Annotated in this window: 14 protein-coding genes, 1 tRNA gene and 1 pseudogene; 10 read left to right on the top strand and 6 right to left on the bottom strand. The window is 52.9% G+C overall.

Features of this window, described 5'->3' with window-relative positions; genetic code table 11:
- The 3 genes from M7R55_RS04755 to M7R55_RS04745 all read left to right on the top strand — a co-directional run.
- Positions 1-218, top strand: a 218-nt coding sequence (locus tag M7R55_RS04755; RefSeq protein ID WP_298218987.1) for a hypothetical protein, incomplete at its 5' end; no start/stop codon positions are given.
- Positions 175-621, top strand: a complete 447-nt coding sequence (locus M7R55_RS04750) for a sigma-70 family RNA polymerase sigma factor (RefSeq protein ID WP_298218986.1) — start codon at positions 175-177, stop codon at positions 619-621. The genes M7R55_RS04755 and M7R55_RS04750, both read left to right, overlap by 44 nt.
- On the top strand, positions 618-1,262 hold the full coding sequence (locus M7R55_RS04745; protein ID WP_298218985.1) for a DUF1109 domain-containing protein: 645 nt from the start codon (positions 618-620) through the stop codon (positions 1,260-1,262). The genes M7R55_RS04750 and M7R55_RS04745 overlap by 4 nt, the downstream gene beginning before the upstream one ends.
- A 52-nt stretch (positions 1,263-1,314) precedes the next feature.
- On the opposite strand, the gene M7R55_RS04740 is transcribed toward M7R55_RS04745, so the two are convergent.
- Positions 1,315-1,641 carry a DUF4282 domain-containing protein gene (locus M7R55_RS04740; protein WP_298218984.1) on the bottom strand — a complete coding sequence of 109 codons (327 nt, stop codon included), beginning with the start codon at positions 1,639-1,641 and terminating at the stop codon, positions 1,315-1,317.
- A gap of 62 nt (positions 1,642-1,703) precedes the next feature.
- Positions 1,704-2,474 carry an inositol monophosphatase family protein gene (locus M7R55_RS04735; protein WP_298218982.1) on the bottom strand — a complete coding sequence of 257 codons (771 nt, stop codon included), beginning with the start codon at positions 2,472-2,474 and terminating at the stop codon, positions 1,704-1,706.
- Between the two features lie 164 nt (positions 2,475-2,638).
- Here M7R55_RS04735 and M7R55_RS04730 point away from each other — a divergent pair.
- Positions 2,639-2,723, top strand: a tRNA-Leu gene (locus M7R55_RS04730).
- A gap of 227 nt (positions 2,724-2,950) precedes the next feature.
- On the opposite strand, the gene M7R55_RS04725 is transcribed toward M7R55_RS04730, so the two are convergent.
- Positions 2,951-3,088, bottom strand: coding sequence for a hypothetical protein (locus M7R55_RS04725; RefSeq protein ID WP_298218981.1), 138 nt, complete (start codon positions 3,086-3,088; stop codon positions 2,951-2,953).
- A 401-nt stretch (positions 3,089-3,489) separates the two neighbouring features.
- Positions 3,490-3,756: a hypothetical protein gene (locus M7R55_RS04720; RefSeq protein ID WP_298218979.1), complete on the bottom strand. Its 267-nt coding sequence runs from the start codon at positions 3,754-3,756 to the stop codon at positions 3,490-3,492.
- 203 nt (positions 3,757-3,959) lie between these two features.
- Here M7R55_RS04720 and M7R55_RS04715 point away from each other — a divergent pair, with 203 nt between their 5' ends.
- A complete protein-coding gene (locus M7R55_RS04715) occupies positions 3,960-4,094 on the top strand; it encodes a hypothetical protein (protein ID WP_298218978.1) in 135 nt (44 codons plus the stop codon).
- A 51-nt stretch (positions 4,095-4,145) separates the two neighbouring features.
- On the opposite strand, the gene M7R55_RS04710 is transcribed toward M7R55_RS04715, so the two are convergent.
- On the bottom strand, positions 4,146-4,442 hold the full coding sequence (locus tag M7R55_RS04710) for a hypothetical protein (protein WP_298218977.1): 297 nt from the start codon (positions 4,440-4,442) through the stop codon (positions 4,146-4,148).
- A gap of 313 nt (positions 4,443-4,755) precedes the next feature.
- On the opposite strand from M7R55_RS04710, the gene M7R55_RS04705 reads away from it, so the two are divergent.
- The 5 genes and pseudogenes from M7R55_RS04705 to M7R55_RS04685 form a co-directional block, all read left to right on the top strand.
- Positions 4,756-5,559 (top strand): TOBE domain-containing protein, encoded by an 804-nt coding sequence (locus M7R55_RS04705; protein ID WP_298218975.1) that lies wholly within the window; start codon positions 4,756-4,758, stop codon positions 5,557-5,559.
- An 89-nt stretch (positions 5,560-5,648) separates the two neighbouring features.
- The gene (gene modA, locus M7R55_RS04700; RefSeq protein ID WP_298218972.1) at positions 5,649-6,455 is read left to right on the top strand and encodes a molybdate ABC transporter substrate-binding protein; all 807 of its coding nucleotides are present in this window, start codon (positions 5,649-5,651) and stop codon (positions 6,453-6,455) included.
- 232 nt (positions 6,456-6,687) lie between these two features.
- Entirely contained in the window at positions 6,688-7,380 is a 693-nt protein-coding gene (modB, locus tag M7R55_RS04695) for a molybdate ABC transporter permease subunit (RefSeq protein WP_298218970.1), read from the top strand.
- A 3-nt stretch (positions 7,381-7,383) separates the two neighbouring features.
- Positions 7,384-8,493 (top strand): molybdenum ABC transporter ATP-binding protein, encoded by a 1,110-nt coding sequence (gene modC, locus M7R55_RS04690; protein ID WP_298218969.1) that lies wholly within the window; start codon positions 7,384-7,386, stop codon positions 8,491-8,493.
- Positions 8,494-8,558: 65 nt separating this feature from the next.
- Positions 8,559-9,341, top strand: a pseudogene (locus tag M7R55_RS04685) (sulfite exporter TauE/SafE family protein); the annotation flags it as partial.
- Positions 9,342-9,374: 33 nt separating this feature from the next.
- Here the strand turns inward: M7R55_RS04685 and M7R55_RS04680 are convergent.
- The coding region (locus M7R55_RS04680; RefSeq protein ID WP_298218967.1) for a DUF3365 domain-containing protein at positions 9,375-9,750 on the bottom strand (376 nt) is incomplete at its 5' end.

Genomic DNA, 9,750 nt, shown 5'->3' with positions numbered 1-9,750 from the left:
CCCAGTATGTCTTGCGGCGTGCGGCAGCCTTTCAGAAGCTCGTCGAGCAGGGCATCGGTCTTCTTCTGGGTAATGGTCATTGGTTCTCCTCCTTCTCGTTAGTCGCAGATAACCAGTTACACAGTTATTTGTACACCCTCGTATCATCTTTTTCTCAAGGAGCTGGCGGGTTTATTGCGCGGTTATTTTCGTCGTCGCCTGGCATCCCTTCCCGATGAGGTGGAAGACTTGGTACAGGAATCCTTACTGGCCATTCACAATAAGCGTCATACCTATGATCGCAGCCAACCCGCCACAGCCTGGATTTATGCCATTGCCAAATACAAACTGATTGACATGCTCAGGCGGCACGAATGTTACGACAAGCAAAATGATCCACTCGACGAGGACACGACGCTGTTCATGCCATCCGAAGACGAAGCGGCGGATGCCCGGCGCGATGTACACAACATGCTCGCGCTCCTGCCCGATCAAATGCGCCTGCCCATTATTCTGACCAAGTTGGAAGGACTGTCCGTGGCTGAAACCGCAGAACGCACCGGTCTTACGGAGTCGGCAGTCAAGGTGGGGGTTCACCGAGGGCTCAAAAAACTGCATACATTATTTCGAGGTAAACCATGAAAACGGACGATCTGATTCTCATGCTGGCACAGGGCGATGTAGCCGTTCCCCGTCATGTTGTCGCCAAACGACTGATCATGGCTTTAGGTATCGGGTTAATTGCGTCTTTTGGCCTGATGCTGGCTGTTTTAGGGCTGCGCCCTGATCTTAAATCGGCAAGTATGCTGCCCATGTTCTGGGTGAAACTCGCATTCGCGTTCAGCATGGGGCTGATTGGACTGATTGCCGTCAAGAAAGTCGCGCGACCGGAGGGGGGGGCAATCAACCGCACACTCTGGGCCATGACGTTCCCGATCGGCCTCATTTGGCTTTTATCGTTGATTCTGGTGGCGCACGCACCGTCAACCCAGCGATGGCACATGCTGCTCGGTGAAACCTGGTACGAATGCCCCTTGTTAATAACCATGCTGTCCGCGCCCATTTTCATTGTCTTACTATGGGCCATGCGCAGCCTGGCGCCCACTCAATTGGTGCTGGCGGGTGCTGCTGTCGGTTTGATGTCTGGTGGCTGGGGTGCGGTTGTGTACAGTCTGCATTGCCCTGAAATGGGCGCACCGTTCATCGGCACGTGGTATTTGCTGGGTATCCTGATACCTGTCGTAATCGGTGCCCTACTCGGGAAAACTTTGCTGCGCTGGTAAGCCCCCTAGCAAAAACAGTCAGCATGAAGAGCCATCGAAAAACCCACGCTGGTTAGCGCACCAGCATTTGCAGATCGATCGCAATATGAAAATAGGCCATCATGAATTCAAACATCATGCGCCAAAAAAGCTCTGCGAGCAGAAAACAGAAGATACAGGCTAGCAAAATCCCTATCCATTGGACCGGGCTCAACACACGTTTGCGCAAATCAGCAACCTGACCTTGTACCGCTTTCAGTGCGGGATACCGCCGTCTGAGCCAAATCCAGAAAACGATCATCGCCAGTGGCATCAACACCGCGCCAAGGTAATAGAACACCAACAAAGCGTAGGGGCTAACGTACCGGTTAAAACTCAAAAAACCAAGTAACTCATCCATAGCTTTAGCTCAAGCCAGCCCTCTATTGATCATGACACGGGCATTCCAAACGAAGACAAATTTCAATAACCCAATCGGCGACGAGCTTCACTATGTAATGCAGGCGTCGCCGCTGCGCACACGGTCGTCGTTTCCAACCCAACCGGCTTACCTTCAAGATCGGTAAACACGCCACCGGCCTCTCGAACAATGACCGACAGGGCAGCGACATCCAGCACGTTGACATCGGACTCGACAACCAGATCAATCGCGCCACGGGCCAGCAAATGGTAATGGTAGAAATCGCCATAACCCCGCGTGCGATTGACTTCGCGCACCATACTCGACAAACCGGCCCATCCGGTCGGATTGGCAGCCAGCGTCTTGAGATTGCCCACAGATAATGTAGCCGCAGCTACCGTATCAATCCGGCTCACCCTCGCTGCCTTATCCATCCAGAAGGCGCCGCCGCCCTGCTCCGCATAGGCATATTCGCCAAACACCGGGGCACTCGAAACACCCAGAATCAGTTCGTTGCCATGCATCAAAGCAATCTGGGTCGAAAAAAACGGGTATTCACGCACGAAGCTCTTGGTGCCATCAATAGGGTCGACCAGCCAGGAATATTCAGCATCAGGACGGGTTTTGCCCGTCTCCTCACCATAGAAACCATGATCGGGAAACTGCTTGAGAATAACCGCCTTAATAGCCTCTTCCGTTTCCACATCGGCCACCGTAACCGGCGAGGCATCCGCCTTGATGGTGATATCCACGTTCTGCTGCCAATATTTGCGAACAACCGTTTCGGCGGCACGGGCGGCGGCAAGTGCCGTTTCTAAATAGATGCTGGACATGGACCCCTCACAGATAGCAATAAAATAGCCGCTAATTTACCCGAATACCCGTTGGATTTGTGAATTACCCGCCAGCAGGCCGACCATGGCCGTTGGTTTGAGGCAAACAACCGCACTTCATTATTGACAAAGATTAAAATTCTGCCTAACATTCGCGACTCAAAGCCTAGGTGGCGGAATTGGTAGACGCACTAGTTTCAGGTATTAGCGAGTAAAATCGTGGAGGTTCGAGTCCTCTCCTAGGCACCAGATCAGTCTTATAAATCATATTGTTACATTGTATTTGGCGTAAATCTGGCGTAACTACGGCACCAGCTTACGCCCGCACTTATCTTTGGCGCGGTAATATCTCGCGTCGGCCTTCTACCCACGCCTTGACCTCGGCTGGCTTCCAGCGTCGCCCTTTTGATTCGCCGGTGACATTGATCGGCTTCGAGAAATCAGTAGCACAAGAGATTTTCTGCATCACGGTGGTTTCACCGAGGTGAAAGATACGCGCCTATGTCGCGCACTGTCCATAGCGCGCTTAATTCGATGGTGATCTTGCCGATCAATGCGTCAATACGCCCGACAAGATTATTAATCTGGCGGTGTTCAGTTTCGTATCTGGTCATAACAAGTTACTAGCTCCGACTTTCTAGGCTTCGGATGCACTGCACCAAGGTTGCAACGCAATACTCCGGGTCATTCCTGACCTCACCAACCTCGAAGCTTAGAACAGACCAGCCATTCAAAACCAAGAGGCGGTAGCACTTGAAGTCATCTAACCGCTTCCCGTGGTACTGCCAATCGTCGATCGCATCGGCCAGCTTAAACCAAGGGAACCCAACATCCAGAATGCGCCGCTGCCGCAGAACCGCACCGTGAAACGGCAGCGCGGCATACGAACCAAACCTCGCCACGAGCGCGCTGGTCAGTATTTTTAGGCACCGCCACTCCCGCTCGCTGCCGTCGCATGGCTGGTTTTGCTGCGTTTGGCGAGGTATCTTGAAGAAACATGTCCACCCTCCGACGATTACGCAACCGCAGCATCATGATTTTTCCCTTCTTGCGACTCTCTAATGCGAATCAGCGGAACAGTAGTACGTGGCGCAAAAGCCTGTAAGCTGCCATAGACCAGCAATCCACGCGTTTTAGTTTGCAGATAGCCAGCGCAGGAAATCATGGTCGATACAAAACTCATGAATCTGCTGAATGCGCGATAAACCGTGCTGGCGGTGATTGGTGATGAGTCCAACCGAATCGTCGCCAATGAAGCCGAAACCGTGAAAACTCGACGCATAAAAATCCCCTAAAAGTTTGTGCTATGGCTATTAGGGGTTTTGAAAAATTAGAATCAGTTTTTTTCGGTAAATTTTTCCCGTTCATTCCTTGGCGGGCTGATCGAAGTGCTTGGACTAGCAAAAGTTGTGGCATAAGCATCCCCCATCGACCGGGCGCATGTTGTTCGCTTCTAACGAAGGCAGTCCAATTTCAGGAGTCCGTATGAATGCGCTCGACATTGAAAAAATGACCACACAAGAACAGTTGCAAACCATGGAAGCCCTGTGGTGTGCTTTTATTCTTGGCAAAACAAAAAGCAATGATCATACCTTAGCTCCCTTTATTCTAACCTGTTGAGTCGCACTTACGAGTTGCTATTTGCCCAATAGTTATTGTTCTGAAATTCCTTCATCTATGGCAATCTCCAGTACTGGATAATTGTTCGGCGGCATCTGGGGCAGGCATGTGGTGTCCACATGCATGCATAAAGCCGGGATCATAGTCCTTGAAGGTCTTCTTGGCGGGTTTTTCGCCTTCAACCTCAGGATAGAGATCCGCCAGGCGTAAGATCCCATGACAACACAGGTAGCGATCGAGGAAAGCTTGAATCTCTGCCCGAATCATCGGGGTGGTGCGCGCTTTGGGATGAATATTGGCCTTGAGGTTTATGTCTGAGTCAGAATCGTCATCAGTTGGGCCGCTCATAGTTCACAGCTTTTTTGGGCAATAGAGCGCACTATTTCCCTGCAAAAGCGGCAAAATCTGTCCTAGCCCAGATCGATTTTCGCTACGATTCCTTAAGTCCGACAGGCTAGTAGGGAAGGTCTGCACAAATGCAGACCTTCCCGTGCAGGGCATGGATGCTCTGCCGCTCAATGACTTACGTCATTGAAATGCGGAGCTCGGGCCGGGCGTGTACTGGTCCGAGCGTATATGGACGAAGCCGTGGATGGATTCGTGCAGAGTTTCTTTAGATAAACATCAGCTATTTTTCAATCTCACTATTGAGTGATCCGATATGTCGATATATAGTGAACGTGATTTTGGTGAGTTCGTTCTGCCGTTGGCACTGAAGTTTGGTGATCAGGAAATTTCCAACCGCCGCATGAAGCTGCTGGAAGCCGTACACCAAACCGGATCGATCAGCGGGGCGGCCAAGGCCATCGGCATGACATACAAGGCGGCTTGGGATGCGATCGATGCCATCAACAACCGCGCGGCAAAACCGGTGGTCGTCTCGCAGCACGGTGGCGCGGGTGGGGGCGGCGCGGTTTTGTCGGAATACGGCGAGGAACTGATTACTGCCTTCAGCAAGCTAGAAGCGATGCAGCAGGAACTGACCACGCTGTTTGAACGCCACCAAATCGAACATTTAACCCATGACTTACGGAGTATTTTGATGAAAACAAGCGCGCGCAACACCTTTTCCGGCACCATCAAATCTCTGACCAAAGGCGCCGTAAATTCGGAGGTGGTGCTTGGCCTTCAAGGAAACGATGAGATCACCGCTATCATCACCAACGGCAGCGTCGAGAACATGGAGCTTGCCGTCGGCAAACCGGCCTTTGCCATGATCAAGGCCAGCTTCATTATCGTATCGCCCGAACCCATGAGCACATCGGCACGCAACCAATTGTGCGGTGTAGTGGAGCGCGTGACTGATGGCTCAGTGAATGCCGAAGTGGTCATCAAACTGGCCGGGGGCAATCTGGTTACTGCCACGATTACGGAAGGAAGCGCCCATTCACTTGAGCTGAAAGCTGGCGATAAAGCCTGTGCGATCATCAAGGCCAGTCACGTCATCATCGGCGTGGACAACTGATAGAAATCCAAAACCTCAAGCGATGAGGCACACCCCATCGCTTTTTTTTGACCATCGATATGTACCATGATACCCATCGGAGAAGTGATATGAAAAATGTGTTTAACACATCCTTGAAGTTTGCATGGAACAAAGCCGCCATTGTCACCATGGCAACCACGCTGGCATTGGGTGCCGACATCACCAGCGCGCAGGCCGACACCATCACGGTGGCCGTGGCTGCCAATTTCACCAAGGCCATCGAGCAGATCGGCAGGGAATGGAGCAAGGAAACCGGCAACGAAGTACGTTTCTCGTTCGGCCCAACGGGTGGTTTGTACTCGCAGATCAACAACGGGGCGCCGTTTGATGCTTTTTTCTCAGCCGATACCGAAACACCCGAACGGCTCGTCAAAGAGGGCAAAGCCAGTGATTATCGAGTGTACGCTCAGGGTAAGCTGGCCTTGTATAGCACCAGTCTGCCCGTCGCCAAGGAGCATGACCAGATCATCAAGGCAGCCAAATTCACGTACATCGCCCTCGCTAATCCCAAAGCAGCGCCCTATGGTGCCGCAGGCGTCGAAGTGCTCAAGAAAATGGGCATGTACGACAAACTTAAAAGTGAGCAGAAATTGGTCACAGGTGAAAGCATCACCGCGACTTTCCAGTTCGTGATGACCGGCAATGCGCAACTCGGCTTTGTTGCCTTATCCCAAATCATGGACCCCGAGAGCCCCGCGCATAGCAAAGGCGAATACTGGCTGGTGCCGCAGAAAGACTACGCGCCCATCAATCAGGGCGCTGTACTGATCACGAGCAGCAAACACGCCAAGACGGCCAAAGAATTTCTGGCTTACGTGAAAAGCCCGGCTGCCAAGAAAATCATCGAGAGCTTTGGTTACGCCATGCCAGAATAGCGTGTTTTCTCAGAGTAATGACTGCTCGGCCCAACTGCGCCTTGAACCGGACCGGATGGATCTAAAACGCCATTCTTTAGAAGCCGAACAAGCAAGCCAACTTAGTTAATGTTTATCCACCCGCTTACCCGAGTGCCTTTGCATTTCGGGTGTTTTTTTGAGTGTGCCGACATCATCATCCGGTCCTGATCATGTGACTGCAAACTGATGCACGTATTGGAGACAAAAACCGATGCAAATTATGGGTTACCCACTGGATATTGATCCGATCTTATTGACGCTCGAAGTAGCCACAATCACCGCCTTCGTGCTGCTTTTAATCGGCACACCGATTGCCTGGTGGCTTGCCCACATGCGCTCACGCGCCCGAATTTTTCTGGAAGCACTGGTTGCGCTGCCCCTCGTGCTCCCTCCAACCGTACTGGGTTTTTACCTGATCATCGCGCTCAATCCGGACGGATCGATTGCCCAGTTTCTCAAGTTTTTCGGAATTACCGGTCAACTGACATTCAACAAAACCGGCCTTGTGATCGGCTCGGTCGTGTATTCGTTTCCGTTTACCGTGCAGCCCATCATGGCAGCCTTTGAATCGCTGCCAACGCAGATTGTCGATGCCGCCCGCACCATGCGTGCTTCATTCCTCGATCGGTTTTTCACCGTGATCGTCCCATTGGCGCGGCAGGGTTTTCTGGTTGGCGTCGTGCTTACCTTTGCACATACGGTTGGCGAATTCGGTGTCGTGCTGATGGTCGGCGGCAATATTGAAGGCATGACACGCACCGTTTCGATTGCGATTTTTGATCATGTCGAATCACTCGAATACACCGAAGCGCACGTGCTGTCGATCTTAATGGTCATTTTCTCGTTGCTGGTACTTATGTTTGTGTACGGCCTGAACCGCCGTTTACAGGTCAAGGCGGTATAACTGATGTTTCAAGGAAATTTACAACTCAAACTGGGCAATTTTGAACTCGACTCGGGCGAATTTGCATTTGATTCATTGGGAGTCACCGTTTTATTCGGTCGATCCGGATCGGGAAAATCCACCTTGCTGCGCGCAATGTCGGGGCTGGATAAACAATCTCGAGGCCATCTCAAGTTCAACGATGAAGTCTGGCAATCCGGCAAAAAAGCATTGCCGGTCGAACAACGCGATATTGGCTTTGTGTTCCAGACGGCAGCCCTGCTGCCCAATAAAAATGTACAGGGCAATCTCGACTACGCCATCAAACGCATACCCAAGCATCGGCAGCATGGCCCCTCGACAATCGAGATCATCGAGCGCGTGGGTATTCGGCACTTGCTCAATCGCCCGGTGGATAATCTTTCCGGCGGTGAGCGTCAGCGCGTCGCCATCGCCCGCGCACTGCTCACCCGGCCACGGCTTTTGATGATGGATGAACCACTTTCGGCACTGGACTGGCGGGCCAAAAGCGAGCTGTTGCTGCTTATCGAATCGGTGATCGCCGACTACCAAATCCCGACGCTGTACATCACCCACGCCCCCGTCGAAGTCGAGCGTTTGGCCAATCGCGTCGTATTCATGGCCGATGGTCGAATCACTTCGGTGGAATCCCTCGCTGAAGCGACCAGCCGCATCGACTCCCCCCTGTTCACAGAAGAAGGCCCCGTGTCCGTCCTGCATGGTCAATTGGGTGAAATCGACCCCGACGGCCTGATTGCCTTCGAATCACGCCAACAACCCGAAGCCGACCCGGCTTTCACGTTCTTGCTCAACCGCGCGGAGCACTGCAGCCCACATACACCCGGGGCCAAAGCTCGCCTGCGGGTGCTCGCGCGTGATGTCGCGATTGCGCGGCATCGCCCCGAGGGCTTGAGTATGCTCAATCAGATTCCAGCCCGAATCGAGCGCATCGAGGCCGATCCTCAAACCCACCGGCAAGTTATTTTTCTGACACTGAACGATGGGCAAACCCTGATCGCCGAACTCAGCCGCCGATCGGTGAATCTTTTGAATTTATCGGCTGGCCAGTTGGTATTCGCCTTGGTGAAAACCGCCGCCTTGCTCGATCAATAAAGGCATGTGGAGAAAACCATGAAAACAGGTGAAAAGCGACGAGCCACCCAAGGTTTTTTGTCGGTGGCGTGATCGGTGGCATTGGTGGCTTGATTGGCCTGGGTGGCGCGGAATTTCGCCTCCCCTTGCTCAAAGGCATATTCAAACTACCCACGCTTGAAGCGATTATTTTCAACAAGGCCATGAGTCTTGTGGTGGTGGCAACCGTTTTGCTGGCGCGCAGCAGCAGCATCGAATGGTCTTCACTTTTCGCCCAGTGGCCCATTGCCGTCAACCTGTTGGCCGGCTCGCTAATCGGTGCCTGGTTTGCCGCCGGGGTTGCCATGCGCGTCAAAGCAACCACGCTTGATCGGCTGGTTTTTTTCCTGCTCGTCGGGTTGGCGTTTGTGATGATCACCGAGCATGTCTTCAACCTGCATTGGCTGGGTGGCGCACTCATCGACGATGGGCCACTGCGCTGGGTGGTGGGTTTGGTAGCGGGGCTGGTAATCGGCATCGTCGCGGCGGTGCTCGGCGTCTCCGGGGGCGAGCTTTTAATCCCCACCATCACGATTTTATACGGCATCGACATCAAACTGGCGGGTAGCCTGTCTCTGGCCATTTCGCTGCCCACGATGCTGGTCGGCTTTGCCCGCTATTCGCAATCGGGCAGCTTTGACGTGCTCGGGCGCGAGAAACCACTGTTTTTCAGCATGACGACCGGCTCGTTCGTGGGCGCGGTGCTCGGCGGGCTTGCCATCGGTTTAATTGCGACCAACTGGCTGATTATCGGGTTGGCTGTGATTCTGCTGATTTCCGCCTACAAAACCTTCCAGCACAGTAAAGCGGATGCAAAAAACCCAGCTTAGGCTGGGTGTGTGTCATCCAAAAACCGGGCGCAATCAATTGAGCGATGCAGTTACCGAGAACGCGCCACGAATATCACCCAGCTTGTAACCGGTCGCTTCATCGTTCGGGTAGAGCGATTTGATCTTGCTCAATACGGCGGGTGCCACGTTGGTGCCGTGGCAGGTAAGGCACACCTCACCGGTTGGGATTGCCCTCATCAAACGAAGCTCTTTTTGCCCATCGACTTCAACCGTTTGATGCCAGACGATTTTACCGATTGGTTTGCCCGCTTTCTTTTCAGCCTCAAATTGTTCCAGCACGGTTTTTTCCCAAGGCTGGGGCGCTATGGCGCGCGGCTTGAGTGAGGTGCGATGAATTTCAAGATCGTATTTCTTACCCACCTGCGCTGCAATTTGCGGGGCTTGGGTA

Origin of the sequence: Halothiobacillus sp. (assembly GCF_027346185.1) — a bacterium.
Taxonomy (GTDB): Bacteria; Pseudomonadota; Gammaproteobacteria; order Halothiobacillales; family Halothiobacillaceae; genus Halothiobacillus.
Note: the sequence above shows the minus strand (reverse complement) of the source record. Positions and strands in the feature narration are given on the sequence as shown.